The organism is Shewanella sp. YLB-07, from assembly GCF_009377275.1.
The window spans coordinates 53,485-69,451 of the sequence record NZ_VOQB01000014.1 but is presented as its reverse complement, the minus strand read 5'-3'; the positions used below and the strand labels follow the sequence as shown (position 1 = coordinate 69,451).

The 15,967-nt window shown below is 45.3% G+C and carries 19 protein-coding genes; 11 read left to right on the top strand and 8 right to left on the bottom strand.

Features of this window, described 5'->3' with window-relative positions; all coding sequences use genetic code 11:
- Positions 1-31 precede the first annotated feature (31 nt).
- From FS373_RS24690 to sctW, 7 genes are read right to left on the bottom strand one after another with little or no spacing between them, the layout of a single operon-like run.
- On the bottom strand, positions 32-445 hold the full coding sequence (locus tag FS373_RS24690) for a type III secretion system regulator LcrR (RefSeq protein ID WP_144048640.1): 414 nt from the start codon (positions 443-445) through the stop codon (positions 32-34).
- Complete coding sequence (sctV, locus tag FS373_RS24685; protein ID WP_144048641.1) at positions 442-2,556, bottom strand: type III secretion system export apparatus subunit SctV; 2,115 nt, start codon at positions 2,554-2,556, stop codon at positions 442-444. The genes FS373_RS24690 and sctV overlap by 4 nt, the downstream gene beginning before the upstream one ends.
- Positions 2,553-2,918: a tetratricopeptide repeat protein gene (locus FS373_RS24680; RefSeq protein WP_144048642.1), complete on the bottom strand. Its 366-nt coding sequence runs from the start codon at positions 2,916-2,918 to the stop codon at positions 2,553-2,555. The genes sctV and FS373_RS24680 overlap by 4 nt, the downstream gene beginning before the upstream one ends.
- Before the next feature lies 1 nt (position 2,919).
- On the bottom strand, positions 2,920-3,297 hold the full coding sequence (locus FS373_RS24675) for a YscX family type III secretion protein (RefSeq protein WP_144048643.1): 378 nt from the start codon (positions 3,295-3,297) through the stop codon (positions 2,920-2,922).
- Positions 3,294-3,665, bottom strand: coding sequence for a type III secretion chaperone SycN (gene sycN / locus FS373_RS24670; protein WP_144048644.1), 372 nt, complete (start codon positions 3,663-3,665; stop codon positions 3,294-3,296). Before sycN ends, FS373_RS24675 begins: the two co-directional genes overlap by 4 nt.
- The gene (locus FS373_RS24665; protein ID WP_152830827.1) at positions 3,652-3,930 is read right to left on the bottom strand and encodes a TyeA family type III secretion system gatekeeper subunit; all 279 of its coding nucleotides are present in this window, start codon (positions 3,928-3,930) and stop codon (positions 3,652-3,654) included. Before FS373_RS24665 ends, sycN begins: the two co-directional genes overlap by 14 nt.
- Before the next feature lie 5 nt (positions 3,931-3,935).
- Entirely contained in the window at positions 3,936-4,808 is an 873-nt protein-coding gene (gene sctW, locus FS373_RS24660; protein WP_144048645.1) for a type III secretion system gatekeeper subunit SctW, read from the bottom strand.
- A gap of 500 nt (positions 4,809-5,308) precedes the next feature.
- Here sctW and tpx point away from each other — a divergent pair, with 500 nt between their 5' ends.
- From tpx to sctU, 10 genes are all read left to right on the top strand, one after another.
- Positions 5,309-5,809, top strand: a complete 501-nt coding sequence (gene tpx, locus FS373_RS24655; RefSeq protein WP_322619566.1) for a thiol peroxidase — start codon at positions 5,309-5,311, stop codon at positions 5,807-5,809.
- Between the two features lie 3 nt (positions 5,810-5,812).
- Positions 5,813-6,421, top strand: a complete 609-nt coding sequence (locus tag FS373_RS24650; RefSeq protein ID WP_144048647.1) for a peroxiredoxin — start codon at positions 5,813-5,815, stop codon at positions 6,419-6,421.
- Positions 6,422-6,645: 224 nt separating this feature from the next.
- A complete protein-coding gene (gene sctN, locus FS373_RS24645; RefSeq protein ID WP_144048648.1) occupies positions 6,646-7,992 on the top strand; it encodes a type III secretion system ATPase SctN in 1,347 nt (448 codons plus the stop codon).
- Positions 7,989-8,462 (top strand): type III secretion system stalk subunit SctO, encoded by a 474-nt coding sequence (gene sctO, locus FS373_RS24640; protein ID WP_144048649.1) that lies wholly within the window; start codon positions 7,989-7,991, stop codon positions 8,460-8,462. The genes sctN and sctO overlap by 4 nt, the downstream gene beginning before the upstream one ends.
- Positions 8,456-9,838: a type III secretion system needle length determinant gene (locus FS373_RS24635; protein ID WP_144048650.1), complete on the top strand. Its 1,383-nt coding sequence runs from the start codon at positions 8,456-8,458 to the stop codon at positions 9,836-9,838. The genes sctO and FS373_RS24635 overlap by 7 nt, the downstream gene beginning before the upstream one ends.
- A complete protein-coding gene (sctQ, locus tag FS373_RS24630; protein WP_144048651.1) occupies positions 9,828-10,784 on the top strand; it encodes a type III secretion system cytoplasmic ring protein SctQ in 957 nt (318 codons plus the stop codon). The genes FS373_RS24635 and sctQ overlap by 11 nt, the downstream gene beginning before the upstream one ends.
- A 2-nt stretch (positions 10,785-10,786) precedes the next feature.
- Positions 10,787-11,437: a type III secretion system export apparatus subunit SctR gene (sctR, locus tag FS373_RS24625; RefSeq protein WP_144048652.1), complete on the top strand. Its 651-nt coding sequence runs from the start codon at positions 10,787-10,789 to the stop codon at positions 11,435-11,437.
- An 8-nt stretch (positions 11,438-11,445) separates the two neighbouring features.
- Complete coding sequence (gene sctS, locus FS373_RS24620; RefSeq protein ID WP_077755412.1) at positions 11,446-11,712, top strand: type III secretion system export apparatus subunit SctS; 267 nt, start codon at positions 11,446-11,448, stop codon at positions 11,710-11,712.
- Positions 11,709-12,503 carry a type III secretion system export apparatus subunit SctT gene (gene sctT, locus FS373_RS24615; protein ID WP_144048653.1) on the top strand — a complete coding sequence of 265 codons (795 nt, stop codon included), beginning with the start codon at positions 11,709-11,711 and terminating at the stop codon, positions 12,501-12,503. The genes sctS and sctT overlap by 4 nt, the downstream gene beginning before the upstream one ends.
- A complete protein-coding gene (gene sctU / locus FS373_RS24610; protein WP_152830825.1) occupies positions 12,500-13,546 on the top strand; it encodes a type III secretion system export apparatus subunit SctU in 1,047 nt (348 codons plus the stop codon). The genes sctT and sctU overlap by 4 nt, the downstream gene beginning before the upstream one ends.
- Before the next feature lie 90 nt (positions 13,547-13,636).
- Here the strand turns inward: sctU and FS373_RS24605 are convergent, their stop codons facing one another.
- On the bottom strand, positions 13,637-14,059 hold the full coding sequence (locus FS373_RS24605; RefSeq protein ID WP_144048655.1) for a CesT family type III secretion system chaperone: 423 nt from the start codon (positions 14,057-14,059) through the stop codon (positions 13,637-13,639).
- Positions 14,060-14,271: 212 nt separating this feature from the next.
- On the opposite strand from FS373_RS24605, the gene FS373_RS24600 reads away from it, so the two are divergent.
- Positions 14,272-15,882 carry a hypothetical protein gene (locus tag FS373_RS24600; protein WP_144048656.1) on the top strand — a complete coding sequence of 537 codons (1,611 nt, stop codon included), beginning with the start codon at positions 14,272-14,274 and terminating at the stop codon, positions 15,880-15,882.
- Positions 15,883-15,967 lie beyond the last annotated feature (85 nt).

Below are 15,967 nucleotides of genomic sequence, written 5' to 3'. Positions count from 1 at the left end.
ATTATCACTTTGTGAACACCCGACAGCCGTATCAATGAATATTCCTCAGATTCGCTAACAGCAGGGAGTATTGTCCGGTTTCCATGTCCAGCTCAGCCCCCGTGTGTTGGTAATAGCGTGCCAGTCGCTTATTACTGAGACGACTGCCACGAAATACATCCACTTCTCCTTCCAACCGGTACGCTTTACCAAACACTTGGATGGCGGCCTCGGCCAAGATATACAGAGGTTTAAAGGGGCTACTCAGGCCAACTTTTGAATCTTTGCGGCTGAATTTGACGATGAGTACTCGCTTACGTTCCGGCTCGACACGATAAACCAGTAGGGCTTGATCCAACTCGATGGCCGTTCCCAGCTCTATGTCCGTTTGTTGCCAATAATAAGGGGCAATTCGATAACCTAGGTCGATAAAATACTGGCTCAAGCTGTCATGATGCTTACTCACATTCCTACCCTACCCAATGGCTGAATATTGATCTGCTGAGTCAACTCCTGGAATGACAACACAGGCAAGTCGTAATAATCCGCTTCGATCAATTTACGCACATAACGACGTATATCCATGGATACCACCATCACAGGCTTATTGTTCATCTTGCTTAAGTCACCCACGGTCTGCTTAACTTTTGAGAGAAACTCCTGGGTGACGGACGGATCTAAGGCGAGGTAGCTTCCAGCCGAGGTCTGGCGCACACCGTTACGTATGGTTTCCTCCAGTTGCTGATCGAGTAAATATGCCGGCAACACATTCTGGCCATTGGAATACTTGTAGCAGATATAACGCTTGAGACTGGTACGTATATACTCGGTCAATTGCACCACATCTTTCTCTTTCTGACCCCACTCCACCATAGCCTCGAGTATGGTGCGCAAATTTCTGATGGAGATATCTTCCGACACCAGTCGCTGCAGGATCTCTGTCATCTTCTGCAGTGGCACCATACGTTGGGCTTCTTTGACCAACTCACCATAACTTGCCTCCATCTCTTCCAGCAGATAGCGCGCCTCCTGAATTCCGACAAAATCTTCGGCGTACTCTTTAAGCACGTGAGACAGATGATAAGTTAAGATTCGATCTGGGGTAAGAAAGCCGATACGCGATTTATCTAAAGTGTCCAACTTGCTTTCCTTGACCCAGATAGTATCGATACTCGGCAGGAAATTTTCATCCCTGTCGTAATCTATATTCAATAGCTCAAGCTGCTCCGAACCTTCGGTCACCAGTAACTTCTCTTTGACTATACGTCCTCTGGCTACAGGTACTTCCTGCAGATGAATCACATATTCTTGATTACTTAGGTTGGCGTTAAAACGTAGGTGAATACCGGGAAATGGCACGCCGAGATCCAGATACAGGGCCCTTCTCACCCTGACGAGTTCATCATTAAGCGAGATGGCCTCGAGATGGGACTGTAGGCTGGCATCTATGTCGATCATCAAGGGCACAGTTAAGGCAAACTCCTCCTTGTTACCTAACTTATTGCCATTATTCTGCATTGGGGCATTTTTAGACTTAGCCGCTGGTGCACCTGCACCATTAGCTAAGAAAGCAGGTAGATCATCAGATTGATTAACCAGTTGTTTTTTATTATTAAAGTTAATTAAAGCGCCGCCACCACCCACGATCAAGGCTAGAATAAGAAAAGTCATAGTGGGAAAGCCGGGGATAAATGCAAATAGCACTAACAAGGCACCACCGATCATCAGGGCTCTGGGTTGGGCAGTGACTTGCTCACCAATCTCAGATCCCATATCCGATGCATTGTCATTATCGACACGGGTAACTATCATGCCAGCCGTGATGGCAATGAGCAACGCGGGGATCTGAGAGACAAGTCCATCACCTATGGTCAATACGGAAAATAACTGCAATGCCTCGGCGGCTGACATGCCCTTTTGGGTGATACCTATGGTCACACCACCAAGAATGTTGACGAAGATGATCACTAAACCTGCGATAGCATCTCCCTTAACAAACTTCATCGCACCGTCCATGGAGCCATACATCTGACTCTCTCTCTCGATCACAGAACGGCGCTCTCTGGCCTCATTGACATCAATAACACCCGCGCGCATGTCACCATCGATACTCATCTGCTTGCCTGGCATGGCATCGAGGGAGAAACGAGCACTCACTTCGGCGACACGCTCAGAGCCCTTAGTGATCACCAGAAATTGCACTATGGTGATGATCAAGAAGATAACCAGACCCACAATTAAATTGCCGCCGACCACGAAATTACCGAAGGTATAAACAATCTGACCCGCATCGGCTTGCAATAGAATCAGTCTCGTAGTGGTAATAGATAACGATAGCCTGAAGATGGTCGTGATCAACAGGACCACAGGAAAAGCCGAGAACTCCAGAGGCGACTTGATATAGATGGCCAACATCAGCAAGACAACGGCAATGGTGATATTGATACCAATCAAGACATCCACGAGTGCAGTAGGCAGAGGGAGAATCATCATGAAGATGACCCCGAGGAGTAAAACTGCCAACATGATATCTTTGCGCTGACCGACTTTGTTCAACACATTCATTAAATTGTTCATTGAGTACCGCTTAATTGTTCTGCTTGGCTATTCACATTCATATCGATATAGAAGCCATAGGCTTCTCTCGCCTCTATTGCTTTATCTAAGCGCCAATAGGCGCGACTCAGGCAAAGAAATAAGGCGGGTTTGTCTGAGTCGTTACTTTCAGCGAGTAATGTCCGGCACCATTTAATTGCAGATTCATATTCTTCTGCCTCCAGACACGCTAGCGCTAAGGTATATTGGGCGGGTTTAAACTCTGGGGCACACAAGACAAGCGCTTTAAGCAAGACAACAGCCTTGTTAGGATGTTGGTATTGCATCTGTAGACACCCATGCAGGTGCAGGACTTCTATCTGGGATTGATTTAATATCGACACTTCACACTCTCAGCAATAGGTGAAAGGCAAGGGACAGGTAGTCTTGATCTAGCTTAGTCTGCTTCATTAGGGCTAGCGCATCTTGCAAATCATCAGATTTTAACTGGCTGGCTAATCGCTCGAGTTGCTCTGTGATTTCCTTAAACGTATCTTGATACTGTTTCGGCCTCAGCAGACTCATATCACTGATTTTAGGATTAGATAGAGATTTTAAGGTGCGCTCACCCGGTGACAACTCATAGAGCTTATCCAAATGAGTCGGAATCGCTTCCCCATCGGGTGGCAAGCTAAAGCGTGCAGGAAATGGATTATCTAACTCATCACTCGAGTGAAAGCTGAGGTGTTCTATGCCTATATGGGCAGCCGTAACCTTACTCATCTCACTTCAATCTCATCATGTAAACGGCTCAACAAGCCAAATGCTTGTTCTATCATTGGCAAGGTCACATCTTCTACGGGAATACTCGCCGACAAAACCAGAGACTCTTGGCCTAACATGCCGCTTCTTATCAGGTACGGCCAACCTTGCCCGATATGGCACAAACGCAGAGCCTTAACTTGCGCCTCGCTGCGATGATGCCACTCGAGATCACGGATCAGAAATAACACCAGATGCTCCTGTACCACTTCAATATTCAATAAGCCCCTCTGCTCGAAAGAGAGTTGCACGATTGCCGATGTAGAAAAATCAGAGACCACACCGGATATACGGCAGAACTCATCGACCGCACTATTAATCCAATCCATCAAACATATCCTCTTCCTCTTCAATGGCTCGGTCTTGAGCTTGTTGTGCCGCATTAATCATATTTTGACGTTGCTCTTCATCGGCAAAAATCTCTTGGGGGATCAAACGTATAAGCTTTTTTAATTCACGAAAAAATGAAATTTTCTGTGAAATATCAATCAAACCAGCCTTATCTACCAAACCCCAAATTTGATCAGATCCCACCCATCTCTGCTCTACCAGATAGATAAGGTCGGTCAAAAAATCGGTTATCTTGTAAGCCATCCTGCCTACGCCGCCGGCGCTATCTTGACCCGCTCGAAGAGCAGAGCGACTTGTTCATGCAGACCATTGATCACTTTTAATTTTTTAATATCATTCATGATCTGCTGTAACTTACTCTTATCAATGGATGAGCCTTGTACTTGAAGATCTGCGCCCAAGCCCTTGAGTAGGAAGCCGATAGCTTCGGTGATTTTTTTATCGCCAAAGCGTGTCAGCACTTTCTCGAAGGCATCGCCTAAGCCCGAATAATCCAGCACCGAATCACGATAGAAGTCTCGCAAGCCTTGCAGATCACCAATCTCTTTATCTGAACTAAGCGCTAATGCGGCGTCATAAACATTCAGACCGGCTCTTATCTGCGGCCCCTGCTCCTTAGCCATATTAGCCAAGCTAGCATTTATCAAAACCAACAAAGCCTTAGCCTCAGGTTTACCGGTTAACTGCTTTTTTGCTTCACTCAGGGCAACAAATTGCTCGCTGGCATCCCCCGAATAACTGCCTAAATAAGCCAGCAATTGATGAGCAACAGTCACATTCTGTTTGCTCAGATTACTGACAAAGTCTTTTAGTTTTTGCTGTTTTTCGAGATCCGGTACCTTCTTCAGGTACTCCTCGACGAGGGCGTGAATCTCAGAAACCGTACCGTAATCGTCCTGAATTTTTCGCTTACTGATATCTTTCTCAACATACTCGGAAGCTTTAAATGTTAGTTCTTCTGCGGCATCAAGCAAAGATTTAGCATCGGGCACCAACTTAACAATATCACCGCGATAATTGCCCGAACTGATTGCAGTTCCAAGGGATCCATTAGCCGAATTCTGTGCTAATACATTGCGGGTAAGATCGGCAGCTATCGTGCCTGTATTGATACCTGGCATAGAATAAACTCTGAGAATTATTGATGTTATAAGTGTAAAAAATGGAAGAGAAAATCGATGCCAAAATCAGTCGTAATTTTGTAGTTAAAAAGCCTAAACTTAAACAAGAAATTTATTGCGTCATCATCCGGTGTATTTTTATGGGATAGGAATCAAAAGGTGAACCCCAAGGCCGATGGTAATAACACCAGTCGTAAATTTGTAACTTAGCAGGCTTAAACCAAATAAAAAGAAGGCGAAATTTTCGCCTCTCTCAATCCCAGCTATAGTCCATTACACAAATTGTATTGAGCCAACATTTAGACGTTTTTCTACAAACTTACTGCCCAAATTTGATATATGCTTTTGAAATACCTAGCTATGATCTCAACATATAGAAAATTGGCACTGTACATACAAGCAGCAGTGTCCGATACAGGCTAGGATGGTTAACGTTAAATACTGACCTATCACCTATTAAACCCACCTGTTAAACAAAACTAACCACTTACTAAGAGAAGATAATGACGGTAACTTTCCAAGGCTCTCCAGTTTCACTTTCTGGCACCTTCCCACAAACAGGTCAAACGGCGTTAGACTTTACACTTTGCGCTGCAGATCTTAATGACCTGACTCTAGATAGCTTAAAAGGTCAAAAACTTGTGTTGAACATCTTCCCAAGTATAGATACCCCAGTTTGTGCAAACAGCGTTCGTGCATTTAACGAAAAAGCTTCAAGCTTGAATAATGTGACTGTGCTTTGTATTTCAGCAGACCTGCCTTTTGCGACTAGCCGCTTCTGTGGAGCAGAGGGAATTGATGGGGTAATAACAGCCTCTTTCTTCCGCTCACCATCATTCACAGAAGACTACGGTGTGAATTTAAATGAAGGGGCACTAAAAGGCCTAGCAACACGTGCCATCTTGGTTATTGACGAGGAAGGTACGATTGTACATCGTGAACTAGTGTCTGAAATAACTGAAGAACCAAACTACGAGGCAGCTATTGCTGCACTAGGCTAAGCAATGAAAAAAATCACTTTATTAGTATCTCTTTTTCTTTCAACTAGCGCTTTAGCACAGTTTGAAATAACAAAAGAAAGCGCCGATCTTGGTCAGGCTCAAGTTGTAACACTTGAGAAAACAAACAAATTTGACCTGATTGGTAATGCTGTAAAACCCGGAGACTTGATGCCATCAGTCCAACTAATGACATCAGATCTTAAGTCTTACGACACCAGTGCTAAAAATAAAACTGTAAAAGTTTATAGCATTTTGACTTCAGTCGACACACCAGTGTGTGTACAACAAGCAGTTGACCTTTCAAAGTATGTTAAAGCACATACTAACGAACTTAAAAACATTGAATTCTATGCAATTAGTGCTGATACACCATTTGCTCAGCAACGCTTTATCAAAGAGCACTCTCTATCGGACGTGACCTACCTTTCCGATTCTGCTGAACATAAATTTGGTCTAAAAACAGGCTCTCAGATCCAACAACTTGGCCTGCTGACTCGCAGTATTATTGTGACAGATACTGATAATATAATTATTCATATCCAGCGAGTACCTGAACTTACAAACATCCCCGATCTAGAGGCTGCAGTTAAAATTGCACGCGAAAGCCTATAACTAGCTAATAAAATTAACCTTTATAAATAAGAGGCTGTAAAGCCTCTTATTTATAAAACAATGATCAGACCAATCGATATAAGGACACCAGCTAAAAGGCCATAAAACAACTGAAGCAAAAAGCATTACCTTCACTTCTGCATCACTCATTTAGACGTTTTTCTACAAACTTACTGCCCAAATTTGATATATGTTTTTGGCCAGCCTGCCTATGATCTCAGCATATGAATACCGACTCCAATTCACTCAAAGTTGATCTGAGTTACATCCCGGAAACGATTAAGCTGGCCGCAGATAAAGGCAGGCTGATTCAAATTCGTGGCAGAGTAACCCAAGTTACCGGCACCATTATTAAAGCTGTGGTGCCAGGCGTTCGCGTGGGTGAGCTTTGTGAACTTAAGAATCCAGACCAATCCCTATCCTTGTTAGCAGAAGTTGTTGGTTTTCAACAGCATCACGCCTTGTTGACGCCATTTGGTGATATGCAGGGGATCTCATCGAACACAGAAGTGAGCCCAACCGGCAAGACACATCAGGTCTCCGTTGGCGAACACCTCTTAGGTCAGGTGTTGGACGGACTCGGGCGACCACTCTCTGGCAATCATCTGCACGAGTCGACCCAGTATTACCCTGTGTATCGAGAAGCACCGCCGCCAATGAGTCGCAAGATGATAACTAAACCAATCTCTTTGGGTGTCAGGGCCATCGATGGCTTACTCACCTGCGGGGAGGGGCAGCGCTTAGGTATTTTCGCCGGTGCGGGTGGCGGGAAAAGTACCTTGCTGGCCAAGATGATTCGCTCAGCCGAAGTCGATGTCATAGTGCTGGCCCTTATCGGTGAGCGTGGCCGGGAAGTCAGAGAGTTCATCGAGTCCGATCTCGGTGAAGAGGGACTTAAACGTTCTGTACTGGTGGTGGCCACATCCGATAGGCCAGCCATGGAGCGCGCTAAAGCCGCGTTCGTTGCGACCTCAATTGCCGAGTATTTTCGCGATCAGGGCAAGAGCGTCTTACTCCTGATGGACTCAGTGACTCGTTTCGCCAGAGCCCAAAGAGAGATAGGCTTAGCATCCGGAGAACCCCCGACACGTCGAGGTTATCCGCCTTCGGTATTTGCCGAACTACCTAAGTTGATGGAACGTTCGGGTCAATCCGATAAAGGCTCGATCACGGCCCTATATACTGTGCTCGTTGAGGGTGATGATATGACGGAGCCCGTTGCCGATGAGACTCGCTCGATCTTAGACGGACACATCATTCTCTCCCGCAAGCTTGCGGCTGCTAACCATTATCCTGCGATAGATATCCTGCGCTCAACCAGCCGGGTGATGAATAACATAATCACCGCGGAGCAGAAGGCATCGGCAGGAGCATTAAGGGAGTTAATGGCTAAATACGAAGAAGTAGAATTACTGCTTAAAATTGGTGAATACCAGCCAGGTTCGGAACCTTTAGCCGATAAAGCCATTGCTCAGCAAGATGCCATCAACGCCTTCTTACGCCAAGGATCTGAAGAACCTAGCGATCTTCATGATGCCATCAATCAAATGACTCAGTTGACTCGGTCATGATCTCACAGCTAGTTCAAATAAAGCAGATCAAGGCCGATCGCGCCGAACATGCATTACGAAAGCAGCAACAGATACTCACACAGGCTAATGGCCGTTTAAACAGAGCCAACCAAGAAGCAATTGATTATCGGGTCTGGCGTAAAGAGGAAGAGGAACAGCTTTTTTCTCAGGCTAAAGAGTCTTGCCTGAAGCTGAAGGAGTTGGAGCAGTTACAGCAGCATATCGCCATTTTACACGATAAAGAGGCCAGCCTGAGACAAGAGGCCGCCGAAATTGAGCTGAGTCGAGATAATGAACAAGACATATTAAAACAGCGCCAGAAAACCGTTTTGTTGGCCAATAAAGCCACAGAAAAATTCAAACTATTGAAGCAACAAGATGACATAGAGCGAGAGTACCGGGCTCAATATCAAGAAGAGATGGAACAGGAAGATCGCCGTATCATGTCTAAAGGAGAACTCCCTTGTTAACCCCAAAAGAGATTATAAAGTCTAACGATAGTCATATTGAACTAAGCACTTCTGCGCCACGAAAAGCCGCGAAAAATAATGCCATAAGCCAGTTTGAGCAAGTCATGAATGCCCCTTTAATCAAGGCTAATTCAGGCGGGAATGTTAGGGAGGCTCAACAGAACCAGGCAAAACCACAATACCTAAATCCGCATAAAAACCCTAAGCCTGCAGGTTCCGGTTCTCAAATACAGGTTAGCGATCATGGGAGTCAACACGAGGCTACAGCTTTGGCTCCTCAGTTAATGAGGCTGAATCCAAAGCAAGATAGATCTGCAGCTGAAGAGAAAGAGCCCCGTGAAAACCAGAAGACAGAGCTTGTACCCGGCAAACTATCAGCCCAACTAGAGATGCCTCAGAAAGAGCAGAGTGAGGCGGTTGAGAAAAATACTAACTCAGAAACTAACGTTTCACTCGGCGAACATACAGCCCAAATAAAGGGACTCCAGAGTGAGATCCTTGAGATAAATACGAACTCAGAAACTGATATTTCACTCGTCAGTCAAACCTCTCGACTGAAGGGTTCAGTAAATCAGACTATCGATAATAAGCAGTCTCACCTCGCTGCTGAATCGGGTCAAATTCCAGCGAGTCTTGCGGCATCGGATTTAAAGCCAATTCCGGATAAGTTAGGCACCAGCGATAAAAATCCTAATATGCAAAGCCTGCGTACGCTCAATACATCATCTTCCCCCTTACCCAATGACAAGAATAAACCAGTATTAGTCATAAAAGGGCTAGTGAATCCGATATTAACCCAAGTTATTGATTCCAAGGTTTCGGCTAAAGAGTTCAATACTGCATTGAGTGATACCAAGTTAAATTCCCTCGGCAAGCAAAGACCCGAAACACCCAAGGATATTGAAGCTGTCCATATACCAACTCAAGCTAACAGCCAGTTAAACAATGTCCCAGGCAATATTATTTTGGCCAATATCAAAACCAGCGAGCCTATAAACCAACAACTGCACACCTTGGTCAGTCAGCTAGTTGAGCGCATTCAGATCTTAGTGCCCAATATTGCCACTCAAGATCGAGTCCAACTAGTGTTAGATAAAGGGCAACTCAAGGGAACTGAAATTACCATAAGCCTGAAAAACAATCAGCTCACTGTCACCTTAATTCATAGCAGTCAAAACGCTGAATTATTGCAGCATATGCGCCCCGAGTTGCTGGAAAGATTGCAAAGAATGAACACTGATCAGCAGGTTAGGGTCATCACCACGACTCATGAGCAACAAGCCCATGGGGGACAGCAGGAGCAGGGCCAACAACAGGAATCGAGTCAGAAATCTCGTATTATCCATGATTGGTTAGAGGAGCAGAATGATGCTTAATCTGCCGCTTCCTAGCATAAGCGCACAAGAACTAGAGCTGAACAATCGAGTCTATAGCCGGCAATATAAATTAGACGTCGATGAAGGGCTATCTATCGAAGCTGGACTGGCAAAGCGTCCCGGCCTGAATGGCTATGAGCTGGAAATTTTTATCGGCTCAAGCAAGATAAGCTGTTTAATCCAAGCCGATCAGATCCAGGCCTGCCTTGCCGATCTACTGATCAGCACCCCTTTCGCAATCTTGCCGGAACTGCTGCAACTTGAGTTTATCACCGCTGCGCTAACACCTTATCAGGCATTCTTAACCCAAGAGTTTGGCCAGCAACTGGTGCTATCCGCACTTAAATCCGTGGAGTTAAGCCCAAGCCAGACTAAAACCGGGTTTATCAATTTTATCCGTAACGGCGCAGGCCTGACGTGCTGGATAGAGAATGATCTCAAGCTCATTCTCTCGGCACTGCCAGCGGCAGAATCGGTGATAGGCCCGAGTATACAGCTGCCATTAGCCTTAAGGATTGGTCACACCAGCTTAAGCTTGGATCAGGCTAAGTCTTTAGAACACGGCGATATTATTTTCTTTGATTCAAACCATTTAACAGATGATCAAGCCGTTTTGATTATCGCCAACCAACCCATATGGCGTTGTGGCTTGATTGATAATCGAGTCACCATAACTGCACCAGAAACTGAGAAACCTATGTCTTCAGAAGCAACCGATATTCAATCCCTGCCCATCAATATCTCATTTGAGATTGGGGAACAGACAGTCACAGTGGCCGAACTGAGCCAGTTACAAGAGAACTTTGTCTTTGAACTGGCTAATTCAGCAGATCAAGCCGTCAAACTCAAGGCCAATGGTCAAGTGTTGGCGACAGGGGAACTGGTCAAGATCAATGAACACTTAGGTGTGCGAATCACCAAGCTAACCAACCAAGAAATCAGCTAGTTATGTTTGAATTACCCGATACTTTCAACCTTATTATCACCTTAGCCTTGATGGCTATGGTGCCTTTTATCGCGGTAATGGCCACCTCTTTTATCAAGATTGCCGTGGTCTTTTCCTTACTGCGAAATGCCTTAGGGGTGCAACAGATCCCTCCCAATATGGCCATGTATGGCTTTGCCATCATATTAACCATATACATTATGGCACCTGTGGGCTTCGAAACCTTCGATTACATCAAGGAGCACAATGTCAGCATTGATAATACCGACAGCTTCGAAGGCTTTGCCAATGAAGGATTAGATACCTACAGACAATTCTTGAAGAAACACATACGTGATGCAGAGCAGGACTTCTTTGTCGAAACGACCAAGACATTATGGCCTAAAAAATACTCAGATAGGCTCGAACCAGATAGCCTGTTTATCTTGCTGCCTGCTTTCACCGTCAGTGAGCTAACCCGGGCCTTCGAGATAGGTTTCTTGATCTACCTGCCCTTTATTGCCATCGACTTGATCATATCTAATATCTTGCTGGCTATGGGGATGATGATGGTATCGCCTATGACCATCTCCTTGCCCTTTAAATTGTTGCTCTTCGTGTTGCTCAATGGCTGGACCCAACTCACCCATGGCTTAGTCATGAGTTATAGCTAGGAGCTAAAATGGAAGTTTCTGAAGTTATTCATTTTACCTCACAGACACTAATGTTGGTGATGATGCTATCTATGCCGCCTATCCTGGCGGCCGCAATCGTGGGCACCTTAGTCTCTCTAGTGCAGGCACTGACTCAAATCCAGGAACAGACATTAGGATTTGTCGCCAAGTTGATTGCCGTCATCGTTGCCTTGTTTGCCACGGCGTCATGGCTGGGATCTGAGCTATATAATTTTGCCGATATGATCTTCGCTAAAATTCCTCTGATACCATGACAATAGAAGACTTTCAGCAATTTTTTCTCGTCTATAGCATGACTCTGCCCAGGCTATTTGGCTGCTTCATCATGCTGCCCATCTTAAGCAAGCAGATGCTAGGCAGCGCCTTGCTTCGTAATGGCGTACTCTGCTCCCTTGCAATATACCTTTACCCTGTAGTGGCGGAGCAACCTCATCCATCCAGCGTCGACGGCATCATGTTGGTGCTGTTATTAGCCAAAGAAATTTTACTCGGATTACTTATCAGTTTCATCGCCGCTATCCCCTTCTGGGCCATAGAGGCAACCGGTTTCTTCATCGATAACCAACGTGGGGCGACATTGGCTAGCGCGTTCAACCCTGCGTTAGGCCATCAGTCCACCCCGACGGGAGTCCTGTTTACCCAAACCTTAATCACCCTCTTCTTTGTCAGTGGCAGTTTTATTGCTTTTATGGGGGCCATCTTTGACAGTTACCAACATTGGCCCGTGATGACATTTTTTCCGGAAATAGGTGAGCAGTGGGTCGATTTTTTTTACGGTCAATTTGAACAGATGCTAACACTCTGTGTGCTGATGGCAGCTCCCATTGTGATAGCCATGTTTATGGCTGAATTCGGTCTGGCCTTGATTAGCCGCTTCGCGCCTCAGCTCAACGTTTTTGCCCTTTCCATGCCAATTAAGAGTGGCATAGCGAGCTTCTTACTCATCATATATGTCGTCACCTTGATGCAATTTTTCAGTAAAGAAATTCTCCAATTAGCAGACTTTCCCTATCTGTTAGGACCCATTATCGGAGTCGACAGATGAGCGGCGAAAAAACCGAACAACCCACGGCGAAAAAAATACGAGATGCCAGAAACAAGGGCCAGGTAGCTAAGAGTAAAGAGATAGTCTCTACGGCTATCATACTTATTTTATTCGCCTTCCTTGTCAGTATGTCGAGCTTTTACTTAGAACATATCACCAACATCATTATGTTACCCGCAGTCTATGGATATCAGTCATTCGATAATGCCTTGACCGATATTACCGATGCTTTAATCACAGAATTACTCTATTTAATCATACCCATCGCGCTGTTAAGTGCTTGCATAGCCGTGGTTTCACACCTGATTCAATTTGGCTTGTTGTTTAGCGCCGAACCCATTAAGCCCGAACTGAAAAAGATAAATCCGGTAGAGGGCGCTAAACGCATCTTTTCCATTAAAAGTCTGGTGGAGTTTTTCAAGTCAATTCTGAAAGTGAGTCTATTAACCCTGATAATTTGGCTGGTTATCCAAGGCAATATTCAAGATATTCTACGTATTCCGCTCTGTGGGGTATCTTGCATCCCTTTGATCGTAGGCACCCTACTCAAGCAGCTTATTCTAACCGCCGGCGTAGGGCTTATTATCATCTCCATCGGCGACTATGCCTTCGAGCGCTATCAGCACACTAAGCAGCTGAAGATGACCAAGGATGAAGTCAAACGCGAATATAAGGAGATGGAGGGTAGCCCTGAGATTAAGAGCAAACGACGCCAGCTGCATCAAGAGATGCAAGCCTCGAATGGCCGGGACAACGTAAAACGCTCCAGTGTTCTGGTGACCAACCCGACCCATATTGCCATCGGCATCTATTACAATAAGGGCGAAACGCCCTTACCTGTATTAACACTCAAAGAGAGAGGTGCTCAGGCACTGGACTTGATTGAGTACGCCAAAGAGTTAGGCATACCAGTTATTCAGAAGGTACCGTTAGCCAGAGCGCTACACGCCGATGCCGAACTTAACCAATACATTCCAACGGAACTGATTCAGCCCGTTGCCGAGGTCTTAAGATGGCTACAGACCTTAGAGCAAGAGCAGTAATACCAATCGGTATAAGCTTCTGCCCTAAGGATGAGTTCATGGGGGGATGACCTAGCCACTGCAGTATAACGGCATTACAAGGACGAGCAGCTAAACGCGAAAGCGGTTAGCATCAAAACTAGGCTCTGTAATCACTACCGCCCCTTCCTTCACACTGTCTATCGCTATGTCGCTGGCTTGGCTTAACTGCTCGAGTTGCTGGTACACAAGCTCTGAAGCGCCATTGCTCAGAGATTGTCGGCTCCAGATAACTGCACTGTTTGAGTGGGTATCTAAGCCAATAACGGGCTTATACACAGACTGGCTGAACATGTTGAGCTTTAGCAATTCCGTAAGATTAAAATTGTCGATCACACCTATATCACTAAACATCAATAACTGTCCCTCCGGGTGCTCTGTGATATGAGCGACTTGCTCACCTATCTGTAAGCTAGTGATTTTTTCGATCTCAGGCATGGTTAACGATAAAGCCTTATACAGGGATGAGATTGCTTGTTTATATTGTTCGCTCATGGTTCAAATCAACAGTCTAAAAAAAGAAAGCAGTAGACCCGATCTCGAGGGCGGCGACTATCATTATACGTCCGTAATTTGTAGGTTTTAAAAACAAAAAAATCTTGGATTTCAAAAGCTAAAAAACTACGACACATGCTGACATCTTCTGTTTTCAGACCTACATACAATGGCCTCAGCTTCAACGCATTCATCTATTATTAGGAATTAGTATGCCATTATCGTCCGTGAATTCAGTCACGTTAACCAGTTACAAGAAGCTAGAAGATACCCCAGCAACCAATGAGGTTGGCGATCTAAAAGGCAAGAGTGTCGGCTCTGCATCTGCAGATTCTGATGCAGTTCGACTCGCTACTCGCAGCGAAGAGCAGCAAACTGGTAGTCTTAAAAATAAGCTATTATCTAGCCTTTCTCATCTTGGGGAGAGAATTGAAAACTTCTTCAAAAACCGACTTCCAAGTAAAAGTACTAGCGAAAAGACCCAAAGTACAGCGGCTCCTCAGGCACCATTATCACAAGAGCAAGTTGCTAAAAAAATGGCTGAAATTGGTCTAAAGTTAGGTGTCGATGCTTTAGGGGCCGCTAAACTCGATATATTAGCTCAAGTCTCTGGCAGTGAGCTAAAAGAGCAACACTCAGAACTCGCCACGGGTAACGGTGCACTGAGGTCTGTCGCCACCGGACTCAAATCCATAGAAAAATTAGGCTCGGCGGAACATCAGGCCAAGGCTAGCCAGATATTCAGCCAAGATGTCGCCGGCATTCCTTTCCAACAATGGGCAACGACAGGCTCTACCGCCAGTAAGTTTGTACAGCATGCCTCGGCAGATGACTTACAACTCGCCGCTCAAGCGCTCAACGATGTGGCTAAATCCATAGCCGAATTAGCCGAAGATGTACGTAATTTCCTCAATCCAAATGTCGATAGTGCAGCCTTAAGCCCTCAAACAGCTATTCCCTTTGAGAGTACAGCCAGCAGATATGCAACGGATAATGACCTAGGTATCGATGGTGGACGTACGGCGAAAGACTTAGGCCGTAAAACGGCTCTCGATGCGATCAGTTTCCTATCCAAGAGCGTTGCACCGAGCAAACAAGTGCACATAAGCAGCGACACCATTAACAACCTACAAGACGCCATCGCCGCTAATGATGTTAATTTCTACCAGCTAAAAAATAGTGCCGTGAGCTTCGGTGATCTTCAGACCCTGAGAGAATTGGCATTATCCACTAATCCTCAAAGCAGCGAACTCAATGCCGCGGGCAATCTTGGGGCCACCATCAATGAACTTTCAAGCACGCGTCCTAACTTCGGTAATATTCTAACCAGCGTTCAAACCTTCATAGAAGAATCGAACCAAGCTTGGTCTGAACATCATGAGGATAAACACAAGCAGTTTATGGCCACCAATACAAACCCTGAAAATAAGTATAAGGATAATTCTTTCGACGCCGGACTACGCTCTAAATTTAATGAACAGCTTATTGCTGAACAGCTCAGTCAGATGCCAACCAGTAACATGCAGCAAGCTTATGAGCAACTCGATGGGCAGTTTGGCGACAGAATGCGCGGCATTATGGAGTTTTCAGCAGCTCAAGTCGGAAAGGCTGACATCAGTGATGTAATGACCTCGGAGGCATTAAAGTACAGTACTGTTATAGATGGGCTAATGGATTCTTTGAATTTGAAACTGAATCCAGCTTCAGATTCAGATAAACCTCTCGGCAAACCTACTAACGTCTCAAACATCGCGCAACTAAGTCCATTGGAACAAGCTGCCTTATCCAGAATCGGCATCACCAAACAGATACTCGAAGAATAACTAGTTAAAAAGTAATTGTTTCATCAACCTTTGCATCGAACTTAAGCTCACCCCTTAGGTTCGGTGCCTTTTTATCTGCATGTAA

Bases quoted from the DNA above. Each gene is read 5' to 3' on its own strand.
- sctQ (WP_144048651.1), top strand. From the start codon at position 9,828: ATGATGCTTAATCTGCCGCTTCCTAGCATAAGCGCACAAGAACTAGAG.
- FS373_RS24665 (WP_152830827.1), bottom strand. From the start codon at position 3,930: ATGGCTTACAAGATAACCGATTTTTTGACCGACCTTATCTATCTGGTA.
- FS373_RS24675 (WP_144048643.1), bottom strand. From the start codon at position 3,297: ATGAGTAAGGTTACGGCTGCCCATATAGGCATAGAACACCTCAGCTTT.
- sycN (WP_144048644.1), bottom strand. From the start codon at position 3,665: ATGGATTGGATTAATAGTGCGGTCGATGAGTTCTGCCGTATATCCGGT.
- sctO (WP_144048649.1), top strand. From the start codon at position 7,989: ATGATCTCACAGCTAGTTCAAATAAAGCAGATCAAGGCCGATCGCGCC.
- sctT (WP_144048653.1), top strand. From the start codon at position 11,709: ATGACAATAGAAGACTTTCAGCAATTTTTTCTCGTCTATAGCATGACT.
- sctN (WP_144048648.1), top strand. From the start codon at position 6,646: ATGAATACCGACTCCAATTCACTCAAAGTTGATCTGAGTTACATCCCG.
- sctS (WP_077755412.1), top strand. From the start codon at position 11,446: ATGGAAGTTTCTGAAGTTATTCATTTTACCTCACAGACACTAATGTTG.
- FS373_RS24605 (WP_144048655.1), bottom strand. From the start codon at position 14,059: ATGAGCGAACAATATAAACAAGCAATCTCATCCCTGTATAAGGCTTTA.
- FS373_RS24650 (WP_144048647.1), top strand. From the start codon at position 5,813: ATGAAAAAAATCACTTTATTAGTATCTCTTTTTCTTTCAACTAGCGCT.
- sctW (WP_144048645.1), bottom strand. From the start codon at position 4,808: ATGCCAGGTATCAATACAGGCACGATAGCTGCCGATCTTACCCGCAAT.
- sctV (WP_144048641.1), bottom strand. From the start codon at position 2,556: ATGAACAATTTAATGAATGTGTTGAACAAAGTCGGTCAGCGCAAAGAT.
- FS373_RS24600 (WP_144048656.1), top strand. From the start codon at position 14,272: ATGCCATTATCGTCCGTGAATTCAGTCACGTTAACCAGTTACAAGAAG.
- sctR (WP_144048652.1), top strand. From the start codon at position 10,787: ATGTTTGAATTACCCGATACTTTCAACCTTATTATCACCTTAGCCTTG.
- sctU (WP_152830825.1), top strand. From the start codon at position 12,500: ATGAGCGGCGAAAAAACCGAACAACCCACGGCGAAAAAAATACGAGAT.